Genomic DNA, 21,930 nt, shown 5'->3' on the forward strand with positions numbered 1-21,930 from the left:
ATTGTTACATATTTAGCTTCGTATTTATGCGCTACGTAATCTGTTGTGTTTTTTGTGCCTTCTGTATGGGGATTGTTAAAAAATAAGACTCGTGCAACCGACTGTTCGCAATGACTTTCCACTGAGTGTGCACAGACATTGCCATAAATGAGAGCCAAATCGAGGCGAGGGCATTTTTTTGCCTTTTAAAATAGCAATAAAACCCGGTAATATGTGGGAGATAAAGTATCAGTAGCGTTATCCCTCATTCTGGAGATTATTCCTTTGATCAACGTTCTTCTTGTTGATGACCACGAACTGGTGCGCGCAGGGATACGACGCATTCTGGAAGATATAAAAGGGATTAAAGTCGCTGGCGAAGCCTGCTGCGGCGAAGACGCCGTCAAGTGGTGCCGGGCTAATTCCGCCGATGTCGTCCTGATGGACATGAACATGCCCGGGATCGGGGGTCTGGAAGCGACGCGCAAAATTGCGCGCTCGGTAGCGGGCACGAAAGTGATCATGTTGACCGTGCATACTGAGAATCCCTTACCTGCCAAGGTCATGCAGGCGGGGGCGGCAGGCTATCTCAGTAAGGGCGCCGCGCCACAGGAAGTGGTGAATGCGATTCGCTGCGTCGCGTCAGGGCAACGTTATATTGCCTCTGATATTGCTCAGCAAATGGCGTTAAGTCAGATTGAACCGGAAAAAACAGAATCGCCGTTTGCCAGTTTGTCTGAACGCGAATTGCAGATTATGCTGATGATCACCAAAGGTCAGAAGGTGAATGAGATCTCAGAGCAGCTGAATCTGAGTCCTAAAACGGTTAACAGCTATCGCTATCGGATGTTCAGCAAATTGAACATTCATGGCGATGTCGAGCTGACCCACCTGGCAATTCGCCATGGCCTGTGTAATGCGGAGTCGTTAGCAAGCCAGTGAGTGATGTTTTTGACGCAAAAGCTTTCCTGAAAACGGTAACTAGCCAGCCCGGTGTGTATCGGATGTATGATGCTGGCGGAACCGTCATCTATGTTGGCAAAGCCAAAGATTTGAAAAAGCGGCTCAGCAGCTACTTCCGCAGCAACCTCGCGTCGCGTAAAACGGAAGCGCTGGTGGCGCTGATCGCGCAAATCGACGTGACCGTCACCCATACCGAGACGGAAGCGCTGCTGCTTGAGCACAACTATATCAAGCTGTACCAGCCGCGGTACAACGTGCTGTTGCGCGACGATAAGTCGTATCCTTTTATTTTCCTCAGTGGCGATACCCATCCGCGTCTGGCGATGCATCGTGGCGCCAAACATGCGAAGGGCGAGTATTTTGGTCCTTTTCCCAACGGCTATGCCGTGCGCGAGACCCTGGCGCTGCTGCAGAAGATCTTTCCCATCCGTCAGTGTGAAAACAGCGTCTACCGCAATCGCTCCCGTCCCTGTCTACAGTATCAGATTGGCCGCTGCCTCGGGCCGTGCGTGGCGGGGCTGGTCAGTGAAGACGAGTATGCACAGCAGGTGGAGTATGTGCGGCTGTTTCTTGCCGGCAAAGATGACCAGGTGCTGACTCAGCTCATCGCGCGGATGGAGAAGGCGAGCCAGAACCTTGAGTTTGAAGAGGCGGCGCGCATTCGCGACCAGATTCAGGCCGTCCGCCGCGTGACGGAGAAACAGTTTGTCTCTAACACCGGCGACGATCTTGACGTGATCGGGGTTGCCTTCGATGCCGGCATGGCTTGCGTCCATGTACTGTTTATCCGCCAGGGTAAAGTACTGGGCAGCCGCAGCTACTTCCCGAAAGTGCCTGGCGGCACCGAGCTGGGCGAGGTCGTCGAGACCTTTGTCGGCCAGTTCTATCTGCAGGGCAGCCAGATGCGCACGCTGCCGGGGGAAATTTTGCTCGACTTTAACCTCGGAGATAAGACGCTGCTGGCCGAGTCGCTGTCAGAACTGGCGGGGCGTCGAATCCATGTGCAGACCAAGCCGCGCGGCGACCGGGCGCGTTATCTTAAGCTGGCGCGCACCAATGCCGCGACGGCGTTAACCACCAAATTGTCTCAGCAATCGACCATTCATCAGCGTCTGCAGGCGCTGGCCTCCGTGCTGGAGCTGCCGGCGGTGAAGCGGATGGAGTGCTTTGATATCAGCCACACCATGGGCGAACAGACTGTCGCCTCCTGCGTGGTATTTGACAGCAATGGTCCGCTGCGCGCGGAGTACCGGCGATACAATATCGCCGGCATCACCCCGGGCGATGACTATGCGGCGATGAATCAGGTCCTGCGCCGTCGCTATGGCAAAGCGATTGATGACAACAAGATTCCTGATGTGATCCTGATAGACGGCGGCAAGGGGCAGCTGGCGCAGGCGAAAGCGGTATTTGCGGAGCTGGACGTCCCCTGGGATAAACATCATCCGCTGCTGCTGGGCGTGGCGAAAGGTAGCGATCGTAAAGCCGGCCTGGAAACGTTATTCTTTGAGCCGGAAGGCGAGGGGTTTAGCCTGCCGCCGGATTCGCCGGCTCTGCACGTGATCCAGCATATCCGCGATGAATCGCATGATCATGCAATCTCCGGCCATCGCAAAAAACGGGCGAAAGTGAAGAACACCAGCTCGCTTGAGACTATCGAGGGGGTGGGGCCGAAGCGTCGCCAGATGCTGCTGAAGTACATGGGTGGACTGCAGGGGCTGCAGCAGGCCAGCGTCGAAGAAATTGCCAAAGTACCGGGCATCTCTCACGCTCTGGCAGAAAAGATCTTCTACTCGTTGAAACATTAGGGGCTCTGTAGCAACATAGGGCTAATTTTTACTTACAACAGATAGTTACCCGTCACTATGCAATTTAATATCCCTACGTTGCTTACTCTGTTCCGCGTCATCCTGATCCCGTTCTTTGTGCTGGCGTTTTATCTGCCCTTTAGCTGGGCGCCGTTTGCCTGCGCGCTGATTTTCTTTGTTGCCGCTGTGACCGACTGGTTTGATGGTTTCCTCGCCCGTCGCTGGAACCAGAGTACCCGGTTCGGCGCCTTCCTCGATCCGGTGGCCGATAAAGTCATGGTGGCTATCGCCATGGTGCTGGTCGCTGAGCACTATCACACCTGGTGGGTCACGCTGCCGGCGGCGACGATGATTGCCCGGGAAATTATTATCTCCGCGCTGCGCGAGTGGATGGCGGAGTTGGGAAAACGCAGCAGCGTGGCGGTCTCGTGGATTGGCAAAGTAAAAACCACCGCGCAGATGACCGCCCTGGTGTGGATGCTGTGGCGTCCTTATCCGTGGGTGGAATGGGCAGGGATCGCGCTTTTCCTCGTGGCGGCGGTGCTGACGCTGTGGTCGATGCTGCAATATTTGAACGCGGCGCGCGGCGATTTGCTTGATCAGTGATCGTTTCGCCGTTATTTTCAGCAAACGATGCAAAGTTGCGAAAAATACCGTTGACTCACCGCGAGAGATAAGTAGAATGCAACGCATCGAACGGCGGCACAGTCTTCCAGACGATAACAAAATCAAGTGATTAGCAAATAACTTGATGATGCGGGAATAGCTCAGTTGGTAGAGCACGACCTTGCCAAGGTCGGGGTCGCGAGTTCGAGTCTCGTTTCCCGCTCCAAATTAATAGCATCGGCATAGGCGGGTGCTTCAGTATCAAAGGCGCGTTAGCAAAGCGGTTATGTAGCGGATTGCAAATCCGTCTAGTCCGGTTCGACTCCGGAACGCGCCTCCACTTTATATCCCGAGCCCGGATGGTGGAATCGGTAGACACAAGGGATTTAAAATCCCTCGGCGTTCGCGCTGTGTGGGTTCAAGTCCCACTCCGGGTACCATTGGGATAAAAGCAGAATAATCAAAGCAATAAGCAGTGTCGTGAAACCACCTACGGGTGGTTTTTTTGTTTTTAAATCCCTCTTCATCACGACATGTCATCCTGTTTCTCTTGTCCATCTTGCGCTACACCCGAATTATTGTCACTGGCTAAGCCTGCGCCTGGAGATACGGTATGGCGTTCTGACTCCGGGCAAGGAGAGGCTTGAAGTCAAGGTCTGTGGTTGGCACAGACTTCTGGCATAGAAGCTTACCGTAGTGAAGCAGGTCCGGGTCGCTTAACGGGTGGGTGATTATACGTTCGGGACGATCTCGCTCCCCCAGGCCAGCAGGGAGGAAGCGATTGGGTACAAGACGAGACAGCGGACCGGCGTTGAAACCGTCTCTATAGTTCGAGGTTGAAAGAAAGTACTGTCGATATAAATACCATCTCATCCGTAAGCGAGGGGAATTTGCCGGTAAATTTTTCTTCAGACTCCGGGGTAAAACGATATAGCGAATAATTGTCCCCAGGAGCGATGCTCTCCAGTTGAATATGAGAGGGTTTCCGCAGTGAAAAAGCTAACAGATAGAAGTTCGTCGTATGCTGAGCAAGTTCGGCGACTAATGCCGGTGGCACCTTTACAAGATTGAACTCTTCTCTGCAGCAAATGACAAAAAGCTTGCCATCCGCGCTTTTTAATATGTTCCTGAACCTCTTTACTGCCCGGACGTAATACGCCTAAACGGTTCGAGGGATCGCGATGGGTGAAATTCGTCCCACAGGCAATCGATGACCATCGCGGGGCAGGAAAAAATCCAGTCAAAAGGCAGAGAGGTGTTTTCAGATTGAATTTTTTCAGTGTCCGCGATGTTAAACAATGGCTTCCTGGCGACACAATGTGCTTTACAGCCAACCGCTCTTGAGTCTCCGTCCCTGATACACAATGTGGCGGGAGACACATATTCTCGAATGCCATTCTGGATGTTGTTAATCCCATGAACTCGTCACTGTTTATCAGCGATGCGTTAAGAAGTTGCGCTGATTCTGCAAGCGGCTTGTCAGAAGTTGCGTGATAATAGTTTTCAGGACCGTCAGGATCTGCAGGTCGACCCAGTAATATTTTATACGTTGACTTTATTAATCATATTTTTAGATATTTTTCCTGGATGTCATCTGCCATTTTTTATCCATTTGAAGCCGTAGTGGTACCTTATTTAATTGCTGCTTATATATAACAACATCAATCATGCGGTCTTATGGCAAATTGATTCAAGATTGGCAATGCAGCAAAAAATAGCGACTGCAGGGAACGGCGTCGTTGAATATCCTCGGCAGAAACTGGTGGCTATCGATGTCTGGGCTGACAGCGGCAATATCGCGAATAGGATCGCCACGTAGTGGAGAACCACTCCATTGTCACCGGCAATCGCTCATTTGTCCCAGGACAAAACGATCTCTCCCTGCTACTATCGTCCGGACACTTCTCCCAGCCTGCCGGAGGCATCATGTTCACAGGGCTTTGCGCATTTCCGTTGACGCCGCTGCATCAGCAAAATATCGATGAAAAAGCGTTTATTCGTATTCTTGCTCGTCTTACCGATGCGGGAGTCGACTCCCTGGGCATCTTAGGCTCAACCGGCAGCTACGCTTATCTCAGTCGTGAGCAGCGCAAGCGGGTAGTGCAGGTGGCGAAGGCGCATGCCGGGTCGACCCCGATGATGGTCGGCGTCGGCGCCATCGCCACCAGCGAGGTGCTGCGGCTGGTGGAAGATGCCCAGCAGGCCGGGGCGGATGCATTGCTCCTGCCGATGATGTCCTATCAGCCGCTGTTTGCGGAGGAGATCTATGCTTTTTACGAGGAGGTCTGCCGGCATGCCTCGGTGCCGGTTTGCCTGTATGACAATCCCCGTACCACCCATGTGACGTTATCGGATGAGCTGCAGGGGCGCATTGCCGCCTTACCGGCCATCGCCTCGATTAAAATTCCCGGTCTGCCCGCGCCACAGGCCAGCGAACGGGTGGCGGCGCTGCGTCGTCATCTGCCTTGCGGCGTCACGCTTGGCGTGAGCGGTGACGTCCGGGCGACAGCGGGCTTGCAGGCCGGCTGTGAGGTCTGGTACTCGGTCTGCGGCGGACTCTTTCCCCGGATCTCACTGGCGCTGGTAAAAGCCATCCGTCACGGCGACGCGGAACAGGTGGCGGCGCTGAATAAGCAACTGGCGCCCCTCTGGCGGTGCTTTGACCGCTACGGCGGCAGCCTGCGGGTGATCGCCGCCGCTGCGGCCATCCTGGGATTGTGCGACCCTGACTCGCTTCCCCGCCCCTTGCTGCCGTTAGGGGAGGAGGCCTGTCGCGACGTGGCGGCGGCGCTACAAGGGCTGGCCTGATTGTGTCGGGTCGGCGCAGGCGCAATGGGCGCAGCCGGGTGGCTTTCTGCCGGCATTTCGGCTACTGTAGGCCCGATTTTTACCATGCGAGCCTGTGAATGAATACCGGACCCTTAAACGAAAACGAACTGGAATGGCTGGACGAGACGCTGGCGAAATACGCCACCGAAGGCGCTATTCTGGATGTCTCTGAACTGGATGGCCTGCTGACGGCGATCCTCTCGGCGCCCACCGCTATTGAACCCGCCCAGTGGCTGTTGGCGATCTGGGGTGGCGCAGATAACGTGCCACGCTGGGCCAACGACCGCGAGCGCGATCGCTTTGTCAATCTGACGCTGCAGCATATGAGCGATATCGCCGAACGGCTTGAGTCTTATCCCGATCAGTTCGAACCGCTGTTCGGCACCCGCGAAGCGGAAGGTCAGGAGCTGACCATCGTTGAAGAGTGGTGTTTTGGCTATCTGCGCGGCGTGGCGCTGAGCGACTGGTCGACGCTGCCCGCTGAACTTCAGCCTGAGCTGGAGGCGATTGCGCTTCACGGTAGCGAAGAACAGTTTTCCGCGCTGGATAATCTGACGGCGGATGAATTTATCGCCAGTATCGAGCGTATCACCCCGGCGGCGCTGGCGCTTTACCAGTACTGGATGGCGAATCCGCAGCCGGAGGTGGTCCCGCAGCCGGTAAGAAATGAGACGAAAGTCGGACGTAACGATCCCTGCCCGTGCGGCAGCGGTAAAAAGTATAAGCAGTGTTGCTTAGCGAAATGAAAAAGGGGCCGGCTGGCCCCTTCTTTTATCCCACCGCCGGTAACAGCCCGGCGACGATGCAGAACTGGATCGCCACGATGCCGATCCCGCACAGCAGGACCAGCCACAGCGCCGGGGCGCCGCCGGCCACCCGCCAGGCGGCCTGCGGATGCAGTCGGCGACTCTTCATGACCAGCATGGCCGGTAACATCAGGGCCAGAACGGCCAACGCCACCCCGGCGTAGCCCAGGGCCATGACGAAGCCGCGGGGATAGAACAGGGCGAACGCCAGCGGCGGCAGAAAGGTGATCATCCCGCTCTGCAGACGCCCGCTGACGTTGTTTTTGCGCTGAAACATATCGGCCAGATAATCAAACAGCCCGAGCGAGACGCCGAGGAAGGAGGTCGCCAGCGCAAGGTCGGCAAACAGGTGTACTGCCAGCTCCACGTGCGGTGACGCTACCACTTCGCGGATCGCCTCCAGCAGACCGTTCAGACCGGCATGTTGCGCCAGCAGGGCGGTAAAGGCTGGGGCGTCGATACTGCCCAGCGTCGCCAGCTGCCAGAAAATATAGGCCACCAGCGGAATAAAACTGCCGATAATAAACACCCGACGCAGTTTACGGATATCGCCCCCCAGATAGCTGACGATGCTCGGCACGCTGCCGTGAAAGCCGAAGGAGGTAAAGATCACCGGAATGGCCGACAGCGCCAGGCCTTGCTCAACCGGCAGCGTGAGCAGATTCACCTGATGAATGTGCGGCATCAGCAGGGCCAGCATAATCACCAGGAAGACGATTTTGGCGCTAAACAGGAAGCGATTGAACAGGTCGACCAGCGCGGTGCCAATGCACACCACCGCCCCGCCGAGCAGGGTGAAGATCAGTACGCCTGCGGCCGGCGGCAGCTGCCAGTCCAGCCACTGGTTGAGGCTGGAAGCGAGTAATTCGCCGGCGCCACTGATGTAGGCCGCCGTGAGGGCGTATAACAGAAACAGCATGCACAACCCGGTGATCCACTGTCCGTAACGGCCCAGATAGCGCGCCGCCAGAGAACCGAGCCCCATATCGGCAGGGACATGCTGGTAGACTTCCAGCAGCAAAAGGGCGGTATAGCACATCAATGCCCACAGGGTGAAAAGTAAACCCAGCGTGACGGTAAACCCGACGCCTGCGGCGGCCAATGGCATTGCCAACATTCCTGCACCGATTGTGGTGCCGGCTACGATTAAAATACTGCCCAGAGTGCGGTTCTTCACGCTTTTCGCTATCCCTACAGCAAATCACAATAATTTATGCCGCGCAGAGTAGGGGATATTGCGTCTTTCGTCAAATCAGGGTTACAAGCAGTGTAATCAAAACTTTACGAATTCGAAAGGGCGAAAGCCTGCGCTGGCGCAAGGCGCGGGCCGCCGGTCTGGCCTAAGCTGACGTTTTTTCCGGAGGGGTTATGTCTTCTATTCATGGTCATGAAGTGCTGCAGATGATGCTGGCGTCGGGGGAGTGCTGGACGGCAGCTTCGCTGGAGGCGGCCATACACCGTCGCTTTGGCGCAGAGGCGCGCTTTCACACCTGTTCGGCGGAAAATCTGAGCGCTGCGGAGCTGGTGGCGTTTTTAGAGCAAAAAGGTAAATTTATTGCCAGAGCGACAGGGTTTACCACCGCAGAAAATAAGATTTGCCAGCATTAAAAATGCCGCGACGGAGAAGCGTCGCGGCGCGAGCAATTAATTCTGCGTATCGAGAGTGGCCAGCTCTTTGTCGATAAAGTACAGACCTTCACCGCTTTTCCCGGCGAGGGTCAGTTTGTCAATTACCGATTTAAATAATTTCTCTTCTTCATGCTGTTCGGCGACATACCACTGCAGGAAATTAAAGGTCGGGTAATCCTGACTGGTCATAGCCGCGTGCGCCAGTTCATTAATTTTTTGCGTGATCAGCTGCTCGTGCTCATAGGTCTGGCGGAACAGTTCATCCAGTGACGCATACTCGGCAAACGGGGAGGCGATGGCGTTGATGCGCGGCAGGCTGCCGGTGTCGGTCAGATAGTCGAACAGGCGCTGCATATGGGTCATCTCTTCCTGGGCATGGCGACGCAGGAAGGCCGCAGCCCCTTCAAAACTATGGTAACTGCACCAGGCGCTCATCTGCTGATAAAGAAGAGAAGAATAAAGTTCAAGATTCATCTGTTCATTCAGTTTGTCGATCATTTCCGTTTTCAGCATCGTCGCGCTCCTGGAATTAAAAAATAGATGTTATCGGCTGCCACTATAATTTGTTATTTAATTATTTGCAAAAAGTAAATTTAAAAAGAATTTATTTAAAATGCTAATGGGAATAACACGCATTGGCAATTTAATAATAAATGAGAATGGTTTTAATTTATTATTAGTTTTTTGCGGAGGCGAAACGACGCCCTCTGCGGGTTGCCAGGTGGGGAGCGCCAGGCGGAGTGGTCCTGATGAGGGGCGACACGGTAACCTGAGCGGCAGAGGCGGTGAAAGTGTGAAGCGCTGCGTAATTTTTAAAACAACTTTTCATAAAATTTGAAAGTTTGTTTTCCAGGTAGTAGAGTGCAGTCAACGCCAATGACATTCTGCGGGCAGGCCCGCACAGCATTCAGGAGAGTAAACCATGAAGATTGCACTGATGATGGAGAACAGCCAGGCGAACAAAAACGCCATCATTCTCAAGGAGCTTAACGCGGTTGCCGACGAAAAAGGATTTCCGGTCTTTAACGTCGGTATGAGCGATGAGAACGATCATCATCTGACCTATATTCACCTCGGGATCATGGCCAGCATCCTGCTGAATTCGAAGGCGGTTGACTTCGTGGTCACCGGCTGCGGTACCGGCCAGGGAGCACTGATGTCGCTGAACATCCATCCTGGCGTGGTCTGCGGCTACTGTATCGACCCGGCGGACGCGTTCCTGTTTGCCCAGATCAACAACGGTAACGCGCTGTCGCTGCCGTTTGCCAAAGGTTTCGGGTGGGGCGCCGAGCTGAATGTGCGCTTTATCTTTGAAAAAGCCTTTACCGGTCGTAACGGGGAAGGCTATCCGCCGGAGCGCAAAGAACCGCAGGTGCGTAATGCCGGGATCCTCAACCAGGTCAAAGCGGCGGTAGTCAAAGAAAATTATCTCGACACCCTGCGCGCCATCGATCCGGAGCTGGTGAAAACTGCGGTCTCTGGCCCTCGCTTCCAGCAGTGCTTCTTCGAAAACTGCCAGGATAAAGCGATCGAAGCGTTCGTCCGTCAGATCGTCGGGTAATCGTTATCAGGGCCAGCGCCGCTGGCCCTTCCATCATTCAGGTTTTCTTCGCCGACACGCTGCTGCCTGCCGTTTTAGCCAGATGAAGGCTGTCGATCATCCCCACCAGACAGATCACCGCGATAAACACAAACGCCAGGCGAAAGCTGATCCCCGGCACGGCGGAAAGGTGCAGCCAGTCGCCGACCTGTTCCCCCAGGCGAATGCCGATCGCCCCAAGCGTGATCCCCAGCCCCACCGCCAGCTGCGACGCGGTACTGAACAGGGTATTGGCATCGCTCATCTGCGCGGCGGGGACATCGGCAAAGGCCAGCGTGCTCACGCCCGTGAACTGGACAGAGCGAAACACCCCGCCGAGATAAAGGATCAGCATGATCGCCCAGACCGGGGTTTGCGGCGTGAGCAGCGCGCAGGCCAGCAGCGAACAGACGTTCAGCGCGCCGTTGATCAACAGCAGGCGACGAAAGCCCAGCCAGCGGATCAGCGGCGTGGTGGCGGGTTTAATGGTTAAATTGCCGACAAATACCGCCAGCACCAGCAGGCCGGAGTGAAAAGGATCCATACCGAACCCCACCTGGAACAGCAGGGGGAGCAGAAAGGGCACCGCGCTGATGGAGGCCCGGAACAGCGAGCCGCCGTACATCGTCACCCGGAACGTCGGCACCTGCAGGGCGTCGAGACGAACCATAGGCGCCGCCGCCCGGCGGAAATGACGAATGGAATATAACAGACAACTGAAGCCCAGAGCGGCGAGGGCCAGCGTCGGCCAGAACTGCGGCTGACGATCGCCGAGCCGTTCCATCGCCGTGACCAGGCTAACCATCGCCACCGCGGTCGTGATAAATCCTGTCATATCGAAGGCGCGCCGCTCCGTTTCGCGGATATCAGGAATGATGCGCAGCGACAGGATAATCGCCGCAACGCCCAGCGGGACATTGATAAAGAAGATCCAGTGCCAGCTGGCGTAGCGGGTAATAAACCCTCCCAAAGGCGGGCCGATAATGGGGGCCACCAGCGCAGGCCAGGTGAGGGTGGCGATGGCCTTGATCAGCAGGTGTTTCGGCGTGGTGCGCAGTACCGCCAGACGGCCGACGGGGACCATCAGCGCGCCGCCGATCCCCTGCAGGATACGCATGGCGACAAAGGTATGCACGTCGCTGGAGAGGCCGCAAAAGATCGAGGCAAGGGTAAAAATGGCCAGAGCGAGGGTGAAGATAGCCCGGGCGCCGAAGCGATCGGCGATCCAGCCGCTGGCCGGGATCAGCACCGCGAGGGTTATCAGATAGGCGCTGATGCCGATATTAAGCTCGACGGCGGTGACGCCAAAATCTCTCGCCATGTCGGGCAGGGCAGTAGCGATCACCGTCCCGTCGAGAAACTCCATAAAAAAGGCGCCAGCCACCAGCAGCGCCGGGGCTGAAAAGGCACGTTCGTTACCGGAAGAGATCGCGGTGTTCATGTTGTCGCTGCCATCAAGAGGATCCTCGGCAAAGCGGCAGCAGAGGCGCCGCCAGCCACTCGGGTGGTGAAAAAAACCTGCCGCGGCAGGTTTTATTATCGTTATCGATTTAGGGTACTATTACGCTCCTGAAAAAAGGAGTAATTAATGTCTCAACATCTTACCGAACACGACGAGCTGGTTTCTGATGTGGTTGCCTGCCAGCTGGTTATCAAGCAGATCCTCGACGTGATTGACGTCATCGCGCCGGTGGAAGTGCGTGAAAAAATGACCAGTCAGCTGAAAGCCATCGACTTCGCCAGCCACCCGGCTTCTGCCGACCCGGTGACGCTTCGCGCGGTGCAAAAAGCGATTGCCCTGATTGAGCTGAAGTTTACCCCGCAGGAAGAAACGCATTAATAACCGGCCCCGCGGATTACCGCCGGGGCCTTTTTCTTTAATGAGAAACCACGGTCTGCACTGGCGCAGGCTCAGCGGTTTTAAACAATTTGCTGTTGCCCCAGCACTCTTCGTAGCGATGGCCAACCAGATCCTCAACGATTGCCCGCACCTCCGGCGCAATATCACTGATTTTACCGCCAGCTTTAATCCGCGCGACTTCCTGCAGAACCACCAGATGAGCTTTACGGTCCAGTTTCATCTGCTTACTGAAGACGATGGCGGCCAGGGCTAAGGCGACGACACCGACGCAGAATACCACCGCGATGGCGGTCACGGCGCTTTCCGGTTGGCTGTGCGCTTTTGACTGGAAACCGTAAAAGCTCAGGATGGCCCCCATCGAAAACACCACAATCGAGCGCAGAATTTTCCCTGAAAAGGTCATGGCGCCGGCATAGATGCCTTCCCGGCGCCGTCCGGTGTAGATTTCGTCGACGTCGGCGAGGAAGGTGTAAACGGTCCAGGGAATATAGTAAACCCCGCCGGTCCCCAGGCCGAACAGCACGGTAATACCGAACATCAGCACTGTCGCCAGGCCTGACGGCAGATGGAAGAACCACAGCGAGGTATACAGCAGGACTGCGAAAATCACGATCCCCAGCGCGAGGATATAGGGTTTGCTAAAGCCCTTTTTCACACACAGGCCGATAAACAGCGCGGTGGAGATCAGCTGCAGAATCGAGTTCAGGCTGTTCAGCCCGGCCACCATTGCCGGATCGTGCTGCAGAACGAATATCACGAAATAGGTGAAGATGGAGGCAAACAGCCATTCCGCGCCAAACCCGCACAGGTACATACCGAGATGTTTGCGGAACACGCGCAGATAAAAGGTGGAACGCATGTCTTTCGCCAGCGACAGCAGGGTGCTCAGCAGCCCCTTTTTCGCGCTGGTATCCACGGCTTCCGCACGCTCGCGCTCCCAGCTGCACAGCCACAGGCAGGTAATCGCGACGATCAGGATCGCGCCATAGGTCAGCCCGGTGAGGAAGAAAGGGGTGGCGGAATCTTTGCCGTACAGCAGAATGAACTGTCCGGGAATAAACGCGGCGAGGAAGTTGGCCAGCTTGCCGAAGATGGCTTTATAGCCGGTGAGCTTTGAGCGTAGCGAGAAATCATCGGTCATCTCTGTCGCCAGCGTCTCATAGGGCACCATGATGGAGGTATAGATGATCTCAAACACCACATAGGTACACAGGTAGTACCAGAAACTCAGGCCCTCTACCCATAGCAGCGGGTAGAACAGCATCAGAGGAATGCCGATCAGCAAAAAGAAGCGCCGACGTCCAAAGCGCTTGCCTAACCGCGTTTTGCCAAAATTATCCGTCAGATAGCCCATCAGCGGGTTGCTGATGGCGTCGATGATGCTGGCGACGGAGAAGATAAATGAGGCCTCGATCAGCGTCAGGCCGCAAAAGGTCGTATAAAAATAGAGTAGCCATGCTCCGCTTATCGCCAGTGCGCCACTCCCTAACAGGTTACCGCCGCCGTAGGCTAACTGATGGCGTAACAAGATCGGTCTTCCCTGCAGCCCTTCAGAGGCTGAAGCCGTGTATCTAGCCATAAAAAATAAACCTCGTGTTTTATATTTTTGAAACAGTGTTTTTATATTTCTTTATGACTCAACAAAAAGTGACCGCGCTCACTAATCCCCCCTAAGGGGTAACGGTGACGAGGGAATGGGATCGAGTTAAAACTTTTTTATTCGTTTGAGGAATAAATAGCAGGGGAGAATAGCAAGAACGGATTAATAAACAGGGCGGGGCAGCGCGAACGCGCTCCCCCTGACCGGGCGAGAAAGGCCCGGCGCGTCTGATTAGTGGGGGTTCTGTGACGCTCCGACGAGGGTCATCAGACGGCGATCGGTCTGTTCCATACCTATCCCGGCTTTGTCGGCATTGCGAATTTCCTCGAGCACGCTTTGCAGCAGCAGCCCATCCTGCTGCTGCTCTTCCGCCAGGCGGGTCAGAAAACGCCAGGTGTTGTCATCGCTCTGCGCTTTGGCTTCCTCGGCGAGACCGCTCAGCATACTGCTCCGCTGGCGGTAATCGACCAGGGTTTGGGTAAAGAGATCTTCCAGCGAGGTACATTCGGGATTACAGGCGCGGTCGGGATTGACTATCGGCCAGCTGCCGGCTTTTTTCAGATAGTCAAATACGCGCATGGTGAGGGTGATGCTGCATTGCGCGCGGTTGCGCAGAAATGTCGCGGCGCCGTCGAAGCGATGCCGGGCACACCACTCGCTTAAGTTCAGGTAAACGTTAGAGGCGTGGAACTCAAGGTTCATCTGGGTGTTTAGCTTTTGTGCCATTCCTGGAACTGCCATAAAAATATCCTTATTAACCGGGAAGGGGTTACTGGTGCGCGTCAACGGTTCCTGGAGCAAACAACAGGATAAAAGAGTGACGCGCTGCACTGTTGCAGAATAATAAAACTCTACACATTCCGTATGAGTCGGGTAATTTTTCCACTTGCCGACAATTTAAGAATACTCGCTGAATGCGATTAAGAAAACTCTCAAGATGGATAATTTACGTTTTGTTACACCATTATTCCTGCATGACGACATGCAGTGGGATTGCGGCTCAGGCTGGGGCGTGGGTGCGGTGTGTCAGGTATAAGTTATAGATATTTGACTACGAGATTCATCGTATAACTCAAAGCTATAAGTTATTTCAGAGGGCAATGTTTCGTTGTGATGATAATTATTTTTATTTTTTGTTGCAGGCTTTTCTATGCAGCGGGAATATCTTTTATCAATTCGGAATAAATTACGCAAAAGATCCGTTTTATCGCGATATAAAACGGCCGACGCTGGACTGGCGGCGCGCGTCTGTTGCACAACAGCGCCGGCGGGCAGTCGACCGCCGCTGCGACCCCCTTAGCCGCTGGTTATAACAGTGCCGTAACCCTCTGTTAAACACCCACTGACATCACAAGGATAAGCCTGCTGGTGGTATAGATGATCCTGCTATTCACTGGTTAAATTGTATGACAATTATGTCTTTTTTTATGTCTTTTTTTGCTAAATCTATGTACGCAATTACTGTAATTCCGCGATGTGATAATGCTCTCGTATGGAGAAATAATTTCCGGGTATTACTACTCTAACAACGGCAGTAGGGGATGCGATTTTTCTAATGCCTTGTTTTGATGCTGATAAAAAAGTTAATTCCGATTTTTCCCTACATGAAAGCGAATTAAAGCTGGAGTTTACCATGCACAAATTTACTAAAGCGCTGGCGGCCATTGGTCTCGCAGCGGTTATGTCACAATCAGCTATGGCGGAAAACCTTAAATTAGGTTTTCTGGTGAAACAGCCGGAAGAGCCATGGTTCCAGACCGAGTGGAAATTTGCTGATAAAGCAGGAAAAGATTTAGGCTTTGACGTCATTAAAATAGCGGTACCGGATGGTGAGAAAACCCTGAACGCCATCGATAGCCTGGCGGCCAGCGGCGCGAAGGGCTTTGTCATCTGTACCCCCGATCCTAAGCTCGGCTCGGCGATAGTCGCTAAAGCACGCGGCTATGACATGAAGGTGATTACCGTCGATGACCAGTTCGTCAACGCCAAAGGTAAACCGATGGAGAGCGTGCCGCTGGTGATGATGGCGGCCAGCGAAATTGGCGCCCGCCAGGGACAGGAGCTGTATAAAGAAATGCAGAAACGCGGCTGGGATGTCAAAGACACTGCGGTGATGGCCATCACCGCCGATGAGCTGGACACCGCCCGTCGTCGCACCACCGGCTCCATCGATGCCCTGAAGGCGGCCGGCTTCCCGGAAGCGCAAATCTACCGCGTTCCTACAAAATCTAACGATATCCCGGGGGCGTTTGACGCCGGTAACTCAATGCTGGTCCAGCACCCGCAGGTGAAACACTGGCTGATCGTTGGGATGAACGATAACACTGTGCTTGGCGGCGTGCGTGCCACAGAAGGGCAGGGCTTTAAAGCGCCGGATGTGATTGGTATTGGCATCAACGGCGTGGATGCCGTCAACGAACTGTCGAAGGCGCAGCCGACCGGCTTCTATGGCTCCCTGCTGCCAAGCCCGGACATCCATGGCTATAAAACCAGTGAAATGCTCTACAACTGGGTCACCAAGGGCGTTGAGCCGCCGAAGTTCACTGCGGTGACCGATGTGGTGCTGATTACCCGCGATAACTTCAAAGAAGAGCTGGCGAAAAAAGGGCTGTAACAGCCCGGTTGAACTGGCCCCCGCCGCGGCGGGGGCTGAGTGCAGAAGAGCGGAGTCGTTATGCAACAGTCTACCCCTTATCTCTCATTTCGCGGCATCACCATGACGTTCCCTGGCGTAAAGGCCTTGTCCGATATCAGTTTTGACTGCTACCCAGGACAGATCCACGCGCTGATGGGCGAAAATGGCGCAGGCAAATCGACGCTGTTGAAAATTCTCAGCGGTAACTACACCCCCACCGCTGGCCACCTGCAGATCGGCGGCCAGCAGATGGCGTTCACTAATACGATGGCGGCGCTCAACGCCGGCGTGGCGATTATCTATCAGGAGCTGCATCTGATCCCGGAGATGACCGTCGCCGAAAATATCTATCTTGGCCAGCTGCCGCACAAAGGCGGCATCGTCAACCGCTCGCTGCTCAACTATGAGGCCCGTCTGCAGCTGGAGCATCTGGGGCTGGATATCGACCCGGAGACGCCGCTGAAGTATCTCTCTATAGGCCAGTGGCAGATGGTGGAGATTGCCAAAGCGCTGGCGCGTAATGCCAAGATTATCGCCTTCGATGAACCGACCAGCTCGCTCTCCGCCCGGGAGATCGACAATCTGTTTCGCGTTATCCGCGAGCTACGGGAGGAGGGGCGGGTCATCATCTATGTCTCACACCGGATGGAAGAAATTTTTGCCCTCAGCGATGCCATCACCGTCTTTAAGGATGGTCGCTACGTCTGCACCTTTGACGATATGTCGAGCGTCAGCCACGACGCGCTGGTCCAGGCGATGGTCGGGCGCAATCTGGGTGATATTTACGGCTGGAAACCTCGTCCCTATGGCGAAGAGCGGCTGCGTCTGGAGGAGGTCAAAGCCCCGGGCGTGCGCACGCCGGTCAGCCTCTCGGTGCGCAGTGGCGAAATCGTCGGCCTGTTCGGGCTGGTGGGCGCCGGGCGCAGCGAACTGATGAAAGGTCTGTTCGGCGGGACGCGGATCACCGGCGGTCAGGTGTATATCGATGGCCAGCCCGTCGACATCCGCAAACCGGCCCAGGCCATCCAGGCCGGGATGATGCTGTGTCCGGAAGATCGTAAAGCGGAGGGGATTATTCCGGTTCACTCCGTGCGCGACAATATCAATATCAGCGCCCGGCGCAAGCATATCCACGCCGGCTGCCTGATCAACAACGCCTGGGAGGCGGACAACGCCGATCAGCATATCCAGTCGCTGAACATTAAAACGCCGGGCCCGGAACAGCTGATCATGAACCTGTCTGGCGGCAACCAGCAGAAAGCGATCCTTGGCCGCTGGCTGTCGGAAGAGATGAAGGTGATCCTGCTCGATGAGCCCACCCGCGGCATCGATGTCGGCGCCAAACATGAAATTTACAACGTGATATATGGCCTCGCCGCCGCCGGTGTCGCCGTGGTATTTGCCTCCAGCGACCTGCCGGAAGTGCTGGGCGTCGCCGACCGCATCGTGGTGATGCGTGAAGGGCAAGTCGCCGGCGAACTGCTGCATGAAGAAGCCAATGAACAGCAGGCGTTAAGCCTTGCGATGCCAAAAGTGAGTCAGGCTGTCGCCTGAGTAAGGAGTAAATGATGTCATCAGTGACTACGACCGGCGCTACCCGCTCTGCCTTTAGCTTCGCCCGTATCTGGGATCAGTTTGGCATGCTGGTGGTGTTTGCGGTGCTGTTTATCGGCTGCGTAATTTTTGTGCCTAACTTTGCCTCATTCGTCAATATGAAGGGGCTGGGGCTGGCGATCTCGATGTCCGGGATGGTGGCCTGCGGCATGCTCTTCTGCCTGGCCTCCGGCGATTTCGACCTGTCGGTGGCGTCGGTTATCGCCTGTGCCGGGGTCACTACCGCGGTGGTGATTAACCTGAGCGAAAGCCTGTGGCTGGGGATTGCCGCCGGTCTGCTGCTGGGGGCAGTCAGTGGCCTGGTCAACGGCTTTGTCATTGCCCGTCTGAAGATAAACGCCCTGATCACCACGCTGGCCACTATGCAGATTGTCCGCGGCCTGGCCTACATTATCTCCGACGGTAAAGCGGTGGGGATCGAAGATGAGCGCTTCTTCACCCTCGGTTACGCCAACTGGTTTGGTCTGCCGGCGCCGATCTGGCTGACGGTCGCCTGCCTGGTGGTTTTCGGATTATTACTAAACAAAACCACCTTTGGCCGTAATACGCTGGCTATAGGCGGCAATGAAGAGGCGGCGCGTCTGGCCGGTGTTCCGGTGGTGCGCACCAAGATTATTATCTTTGTGCTCTCCGGTCTGGTGTCGGCCGCGGCGGGGATTATCCTGGCGTCGCGAATGACCAGCGGCCAGCCGATGACTTCGATTGGCTATGAGCTGATTGTTATTTCGGCCTGTGTGCTGGGCGGGGTGTCGCTGAAGGGCGGGATCGGCAAGATCTCCTACGTGGTGGCCGGGATCCTGATCCTCGGGACCGTGGAAAATGCGATGAACCTGCTTAACATCTCGCCGTTCTCGCAATACGTCGTGCGCGGGGTCATCCTGCTGGCGGCGGTGATCTTTGACCGTTACAAACAAAAAGCCAAACGTGCGGCTTGATTTCAGGCATAACTTTTAAGTCTACAGAGTAATTGCCGCCAGCGCCCGTTTCGCTGGCGGTATCTATCAAAAATGGCGAGGTTGGTCACACTGTCTATACTTACATGGCTAACATATAATTAACAACCAGCTTCGGCTGGCCATGATAAGGAGGAAACAGGGTGGATAACCAGATATCTGTACCGCCTGCGCTAACCGGAAACTACGCTTTTTTCTTTGACCTCGACGGTACTCTTGCCGATATCCAGCCGCACCCCGATCAGGTGGTGATACCCGACAACACGCTGCAGGCGCTCAACGCGCTGGCCCGGCAGCAGGGCGGGGCGGTGGCATTGATTTCAGGGCGCTCAATGGCTGAACTTGACGCGCTGACCCATCCCTGGCGGCTACCGCTGGCCGGCGTTCACGGGGCCGAGCGCCGTGATATCAATGGTAAAACCTATATTGTCTCTCTGCCATCGGCCCTGCGCGATGAAATCGCGGCTGAGCTGAGCTCGGCGCTGCAGGCGCTCCCCGGGTGCGAGCTGGAGAGTAAAGAGATGGCCTTCGCGCTGCACTACCGTCAGGCCCCGCAGCAGCAGACCGCGGTGCTGGAGCTGGCGCAGCGCATTGTTCAGCGCTACCCGCTGCTGGCGCTGCAGCTTGGCAAGTGCGTGGTGGAGATTAAACCCCGCGGTGTCAACAAAGGGGAGGCGATCACTGCCTTCATGCAGGAAGCGCCGTTTGCCGGTCGCGAACCGGTTTTTGTCGGCGATGATTTGACCGACGAGGCGGGATTCAGCGTGGTGAATCAACTGCAGGGAATGTCGATAAAAGTTGGCGCCGGGGAAACTCAGGCGCACTGGCGGTTGGCGGATGCCGCCGCCGTAAGGACGTGGTTGCAACATCTGGCGTATGACGCGCAAACCGAAAGGAGGGATGACCATGAGTCGTTTAGTCGTAGTCTCTAACCGTATCGCCTTACCGGACGATAAAAAATCGAGCGCTGGCGGTCTGGCCGTCGGCATCCTGGGGGCACTGAAAGCGGCAGGGGGTCTGTGGTTTGGCTGGAGCGGCGAAATTGGCGATGACCAGCAGCCGCTGAAGCAGGTCTCCCGCGGAAATATTTCATGGGCATCGTTCAACCTTAACGAACGTGACCATGATGAATACTACAACCAGTTCTCTAACGCCGTGCTGTGGCCGGCCTTCCACTATCGTCTTGATCTGGTCAGCTTCCAGCGCGAAGCCTGGGAGGGATATCAGCGAGTTAACGCCATGCTGGCGGACAAGCTTCTACCGCTGATCGAGCCAGATGATACGTTGTGGATCCATGATTACCATCTGCTGCCCTTCGCCAGCGAACTGCGCAAGCGCGGGGTCAACAACCGCATCGGCTTCTTCTTGCATATTCCTTTCCCGACGCCGGAGATTTTTAACGCGCTACCGCCGCACGCTGAGCTGCTGGAGCAACTGTGCGACTACGATCTGTTGGGCTTCCAGACTGAAAGCGACAGAACCGCCTTTCTCGACAGCATAGCCATGCAGACCCGACTCTCCGACCTCGGAGACAAACGCTATCAGGCGTGGGGTAAAGCGTTTAGCACCGAGGTTTATCCGATAGGGATCGATCCGGACGAGATTACGCGCAATGCCAAAGGTCCGCTGCCGCCGAAGCTGGTCCAGCTGAAAAACGAGCTCAAAAACGTGAAGAATATCTTCTCGGTGGAGCGCCTTGACTACTCGAAAGGGTTGCCGGAGCGGTTCCTCGCCTATGAGACGCTGCTCGAAAAGTATCCTCAGCATCACGGTAAGATCCGTTATACCCAGATCGCGCCGACGTCCCGCGGCGATGTGCAGGCCTATCAGGATATCCGCCACCAGCTGGAAACCGCAGCCGGACGCATCAATGGCCAGTTCGGCCAGCTTGGCTGGACTCCGCTTTACTATCTGAACCAGCATTTTGACCGTAAGCTGCTGATGAAGGTCTTCCGCTACTCTGACGTTGGGCTGGTGACGCCGCTGCGCGATGGCATGAACCTGGTGGCGAAGGAATACGTGGCGGCGCAAGATCCGGATAACCCTGGCGTACTGGTCCTGTCGCAGTTTGCCGGCGCGGCGCAGGAGCTGAACAGCGCCCTGATCGTCAATCCCTACGATCGCGACGAGGTTGCCGCCGCGCTGGATCGCGCCCTAAGCATGCCGCTGGCGGAACGTATTGCCCGTCATTCCGCGATGCTGGATGTGATCAGAGAAAATGATATTCATAACTGGCAGGCGCGCTTTGTCGACGATCTGCAGCATATTTCGCCGCGCAGCGAGGAGAGCCGCCTGCGGGGGAAGATAGCCACGTTCCCTAAACTGGCCTAGTTCAGGAAAAGGGCTAACCGGCGTTAGCCCTTTTCAAGGGAAACCAGCAGGACATCGACGCCGCAGCTGCCGACGATATTTTTCGCCGAGCAGGTGGCGCGCGAAAAAAGGGAATGATTATGATTGCCGCAGATCACCAGATCGACCTGGTGTGACCGGCAGAAGTCCTTAATATGATGGCCCAGTTCGCCGCAGGCGATGGTCATTTTTTCTATCGGGTAGTCCGCGTGACGCGCCAGCTCGTTGAGAAAATCACGCGTCTCTTCCTGCATCACCTCGCGCAGATTTTCCATCATCGGCGCGGCGAACTGGTTATACAGCTCCGGATCCGTGGCGAGGGTGATAAAGCTCACTTTCGCGTTCACGGGGCGGGCAATTGACACCGCTTCTGTAATTAATACCTGACTCTCCGGCGTTGGCGCGACGGCAACCAGCAGATGTGAATAAGGCATCTGGCCTCCTTGAGATACGCGGAATAACCCTTTCTTTCCTTCTTTACTCCTGTTTACCCGGCTACGCAAGGGCCGCTCCCGTGATTTGCGACGCTCTTCGCCAGTCCGTGTTTCCCCGACAAGATCACATAAATGAACCTAGCTTTTTATTTAAAAGAAATGCTGTTTTATAAATGAGTGAAGTTGAGACGTCGTCTCTTTGTCATTTTGCCATCGGCGGTTCTTCCGTGGCAAAAACACAAAGGTAACGTCGTTTCACTGCTTTTAGTGTAGCCAGGTACCCAC

General features: G+C 55.5%; 20 protein-coding genes, 3 tRNA genes and 1 pseudogene. 17 read left to right on the plus strand and 7 right to left on the minus strand.

The window, feature by feature from the left end; translation table 11 throughout:
* Nucleotides 1-264 precede the first annotated feature (264 nt).
* The 8 genes from uvrY (at nucleotide 265) to ABLV64_RS25085 (ending at nucleotide 6,931) form a co-directional block, all read left to right on the plus strand.
* A complete protein-coding gene (gene uvrY / locus ABLV64_RS25050; protein ID WP_002911539.1) occupies nucleotides 265-921 on the plus strand; it encodes a UvrY/SirA/GacA family response regulator transcription factor in 657 nt (218 codons plus the stop codon).
* Nucleotides 918-2,750 (plus strand): excinuclease ABC subunit UvrC, encoded by a 1,833-nt coding sequence (gene uvrC, locus ABLV64_RS25055; RefSeq protein ID WP_017900233.1) that lies wholly within the window; start codon nucleotides 918-920, stop codon nucleotides 2,748-2,750. Before uvrY ends, uvrC begins: the two co-directional genes overlap by 4 nt.
* A 57-nt stretch (nucleotides 2,751-2,807) precedes the next feature.
* Nucleotides 2,808-3,356, plus strand: coding sequence for a CDP-diacylglycerol--glycerol-3-phosphate 3-phosphatidyltransferase (gene pgsA, locus ABLV64_RS25060; protein WP_004141115.1), 549 nt, complete (start codon nucleotides 2,808-2,810; stop codon nucleotides 3,354-3,356).
* 150 nt (nucleotides 3,357-3,506) lie between these two features.
* A tRNA-Gly gene (locus ABLV64_RS25065) sits at nucleotides 3,507-3,582 on the plus strand.
* 40 nt (nucleotides 3,583-3,622) lie between these two features.
* Nucleotides 3,623-3,696, plus strand: a tRNA-Cys gene (locus ABLV64_RS25070).
* Between the two features lie 13 nt (nucleotides 3,697-3,709).
* Nucleotides 3,710-3,796 (plus strand) — tRNA-Leu (locus ABLV64_RS25075).
* Nucleotides 3,797-5,282: 1,486 nt separating this feature from the next.
* Complete coding sequence (locus ABLV64_RS25080; RefSeq protein ID WP_017900232.1) at nucleotides 5,283-6,164, plus strand: dihydrodipicolinate synthase family protein; 882 nt, start codon at nucleotides 5,283-5,285, stop codon at nucleotides 6,162-6,164.
* 98 nt (nucleotides 6,165-6,262) lie between these two features.
* Nucleotides 6,263-6,931 (plus strand): YecA family protein, encoded by a 669-nt coding sequence (locus tag ABLV64_RS25085; RefSeq protein ID WP_004203454.1) that lies wholly within the window; start codon nucleotides 6,263-6,265, stop codon nucleotides 6,929-6,931.
* Nucleotides 6,932-6,956: 25 nt separating this feature from the next.
* Here the strand turns inward: ABLV64_RS25085 and tyrP are convergent, their stop codons facing one another.
* Nucleotides 6,957-8,168: a tyrosine transporter TyrP gene (tyrP, locus tag ABLV64_RS25090; protein WP_004203453.1), complete on the minus strand. Its 1,212-nt coding sequence runs from the start codon at nucleotides 8,166-8,168 to the stop codon at nucleotides 6,957-6,959.
* 191 nt (nucleotides 8,169-8,359) lie between these two features.
* Here tyrP and ABLV64_RS25095 point away from each other — a divergent pair, with 191 nt between their 5' ends.
* A complete protein-coding gene (locus tag ABLV64_RS25095) occupies nucleotides 8,360-8,599 on the plus strand; it encodes a YecH family metal-binding protein (protein WP_004203452.1) in 240 nt (79 codons plus the stop codon).
* 36 nt (nucleotides 8,600-8,635) lie between these two features.
* On the opposite strand, the gene ftnA is transcribed toward ABLV64_RS25095, so the two are convergent.
* Nucleotides 8,636-9,133, minus strand: coding sequence for a non-heme ferritin (ftnA, locus tag ABLV64_RS25100; RefSeq protein ID WP_004203451.1), 498 nt, complete (start codon nucleotides 9,131-9,133; stop codon nucleotides 8,636-8,638).
* Nucleotides 9,134-9,190: 57 nt separating this feature from the next.
* The gene (locus ABLV64_RS25105) at nucleotides 9,191-9,400 is read right to left on the minus strand and encodes a hypothetical protein (RefSeq protein WP_048295836.1); all 210 of its coding nucleotides are present in this window, start codon (nucleotides 9,398-9,400) and stop codon (nucleotides 9,191-9,193) included.
* Nucleotides 9,401-9,542: 142 nt separating this feature from the next.
* Here ABLV64_RS25105 and ABLV64_RS25110 point away from each other — a divergent pair, with 142 nt between their 5' ends.
* On the plus strand, nucleotides 9,543-10,181 hold the full coding sequence (locus tag ABLV64_RS25110; protein WP_004203450.1) for an RpiB/LacA/LacB family sugar-phosphate isomerase: 639 nt from the start codon (nucleotides 9,543-9,545) through the stop codon (nucleotides 10,179-10,181).
* 37 nt (nucleotides 10,182-10,218) lie between these two features.
* Here ABLV64_RS25110 and ABLV64_RS25115 read toward each other — a convergent pair whose 3' ends face one another.
* Nucleotides 10,219-11,640: an MFS transporter gene (locus tag ABLV64_RS25115; RefSeq protein ID WP_117038533.1), complete on the minus strand. Its 1,422-nt coding sequence runs from the start codon at nucleotides 11,638-11,640 to the stop codon at nucleotides 10,219-10,221.
* A gap of 147 nt (nucleotides 11,641-11,787) precedes the next feature.
* Here ABLV64_RS25115 and ABLV64_RS25120 point away from each other — a divergent pair, with 147 nt between their 5' ends.
* The gene (locus ABLV64_RS25120; protein ID WP_004203448.1) at nucleotides 11,788-12,039 is read left to right on the plus strand and encodes a DUF2766 family protein; all 252 of its coding nucleotides are present in this window, start codon (nucleotides 11,788-11,790) and stop codon (nucleotides 12,037-12,039) included.
* A gap of 37 nt (nucleotides 12,040-12,076) precedes the next feature.
* On the opposite strand, the gene ABLV64_RS25125 is transcribed toward ABLV64_RS25120, so the two are convergent.
* Nucleotides 12,077-13,588, minus strand: a complete 1,512-nt coding sequence (locus ABLV64_RS25125; protein WP_004203444.1) for an MFS transporter — start codon at nucleotides 13,586-13,588, stop codon at nucleotides 12,077-12,079.
* 65 nt (nucleotides 13,589-13,653) lie between these two features.
* Between ABLV64_RS25125 and ABLV64_RS25130 the strand changes: the two are divergent.
* Nucleotides 13,654-13,788: pseudogene (locus tag ABLV64_RS25130) on the plus strand (succinate dehydrogenase).
* 103 nt (nucleotides 13,789-13,891) lie between these two features.
* Here ABLV64_RS25130 and ABLV64_RS25135 read toward each other — a convergent pair.
* The gene (locus ABLV64_RS25135) at nucleotides 13,892-14,401 is read right to left on the minus strand and encodes a non-heme ferritin-like protein (protein WP_032425947.1); all 510 of its coding nucleotides are present in this window, start codon (nucleotides 14,399-14,401) and stop codon (nucleotides 13,892-13,894) included.
* A gap of 892 nt (nucleotides 14,402-15,293) precedes the next feature.
* Between ABLV64_RS25135 and ABLV64_RS25140 the strand changes: the two genes are divergently transcribed.
* From ABLV64_RS25140 to otsA, 5 genes are all read left to right on the plus strand, one after another.
* On the plus strand, nucleotides 15,294-16,274 hold the full coding sequence (locus ABLV64_RS25140) for an arabinose ABC transporter substrate-binding protein (RefSeq protein ID WP_004203441.1): 981 nt from the start codon (nucleotides 15,294-15,296) through the stop codon (nucleotides 16,272-16,274).
* 60 nt (nucleotides 16,275-16,334) lie between these two features.
* On the plus strand, nucleotides 16,335-17,849 hold the full coding sequence (araG, locus tag ABLV64_RS25145) for an L-arabinose ABC transporter ATP-binding protein AraG (protein ID WP_043520582.1): 1,515 nt from the start codon (nucleotides 16,335-16,337) through the stop codon (nucleotides 17,847-17,849).
* Between the two features lie 14 nt (nucleotides 17,850-17,863).
* On the plus strand, nucleotides 17,864-18,844 hold the full coding sequence (gene araH, locus ABLV64_RS25150) for an L-arabinose ABC transporter permease AraH (protein ID WP_348843117.1): 981 nt from the start codon (nucleotides 17,864-17,866) through the stop codon (nucleotides 18,842-18,844).
* A gap of 161 nt (nucleotides 18,845-19,005) precedes the next feature.
* On the plus strand, nucleotides 19,006-19,794 hold the full coding sequence (gene otsB, locus ABLV64_RS25155) for a trehalose-phosphatase (protein ID WP_004203436.1): 789 nt from the start codon (nucleotides 19,006-19,008) through the stop codon (nucleotides 19,792-19,794).
* On the plus strand, nucleotides 19,769-21,193 hold the full coding sequence (gene otsA / locus ABLV64_RS25160; protein ID WP_004203435.1) for an alpha,alpha-trehalose-phosphate synthase: 1,425 nt from the start codon (nucleotides 19,769-19,771) through the stop codon (nucleotides 21,191-21,193). Before otsB ends, otsA begins: the two co-directional genes overlap by 26 nt.
* Before the next feature lie 23 nt (nucleotides 21,194-21,216).
* Here the strand turns inward: otsA and uspC are convergent, their stop codons facing one another.
* On the minus strand, nucleotides 21,217-21,645 hold the full coding sequence (gene uspC / locus ABLV64_RS25165) for a universal stress protein UspC (RefSeq protein WP_348843109.1): 429 nt from the start codon (nucleotides 21,643-21,645) through the stop codon (nucleotides 21,217-21,219).
* Nucleotides 21,646-21,930 lie beyond the last annotated feature (285 nt).

This window comes from Klebsiella sp. JB_Kp031, assembly GCF_040064295.1.
Taxonomy (GTDB): Bacteria; Pseudomonadota; Gammaproteobacteria; order Enterobacterales; family Enterobacteriaceae; genus Klebsiella; species Klebsiella quasipneumoniae.

Bases quoted from the DNA above. Each gene is read 5' to 3' on its own strand.
- pgsA (WP_004141115.1), top strand. From the start codon at position 2,808: ATGCAATTTAATATCCCTACGTTGCTTACTCTGTTCCGCGTCATCCTG.
- ABLV64_RS25080 (WP_017900232.1), top strand. From the start codon at position 5,283: ATGTTCACAGGGCTTTGCGCATTTCCGTTGACGCCGCTGCATCAGCAA.
- ABLV64_RS25085 (WP_004203454.1), top strand. From the start codon at position 6,263: ATGAATACCGGACCCTTAAACGAAAACGAACTGGAATGGCTGGACGAG.
- ABLV64_RS25095 (WP_004203452.1), top strand. From the start codon at position 8,360: ATGTCTTCTATTCATGGTCATGAAGTGCTGCAGATGATGCTGGCGTCG.
- ftnA (WP_004203451.1), bottom strand. From the start codon at position 9,133: ATGCTGAAAACGGAAATGATCGACAAACTGAATGAACAGATGAATCTT.
- ABLV64_RS25110 (WP_004203450.1), top strand. From the start codon at position 9,543: ATGAAGATTGCACTGATGATGGAGAACAGCCAGGCGAACAAAAACGCC.
- ABLV64_RS25115 (WP_117038533.1), bottom strand. From the start codon at position 11,640: ATGAACACCGCGATCTCTTCCGGTAACGAACGTGCCTTTTCAGCCCCG.
- ABLV64_RS25120 (WP_004203448.1), top strand. From the start codon at position 11,788: ATGTCTCAACATCTTACCGAACACGACGAGCTGGTTTCTGATGTGGTT.
- ABLV64_RS25135 (WP_032425947.1), bottom strand. From the start codon at position 14,401: ATGGCAGTTCCAGGAATGGCACAAAAGCTAAACACCCAGATGAACCTT.
- ABLV64_RS25140 (WP_004203441.1), top strand. From the start codon at position 15,294: ATGCACAAATTTACTAAAGCGCTGGCGGCCATTGGTCTCGCAGCGGTT.
- araG (WP_043520582.1), top strand. From the start codon at position 16,335: ATGCAACAGTCTACCCCTTATCTCTCATTTCGCGGCATCACCATGACG.
- araH (WP_348843117.1), top strand. From the start codon at position 17,864: ATGTCATCAGTGACTACGACCGGCGCTACCCGCTCTGCCTTTAGCTTC.
- otsA (WP_004203435.1), top strand. From the start codon at position 19,769: ATGAGTCGTTTAGTCGTAGTCTCTAACCGTATCGCCTTACCGGACGAT.
- uspC (WP_348843109.1), bottom strand. From the start codon at position 21,645: ATGCCTTATTCACATCTGCTGGTTGCCGTCGCGCCAACGCCGGAGAGT.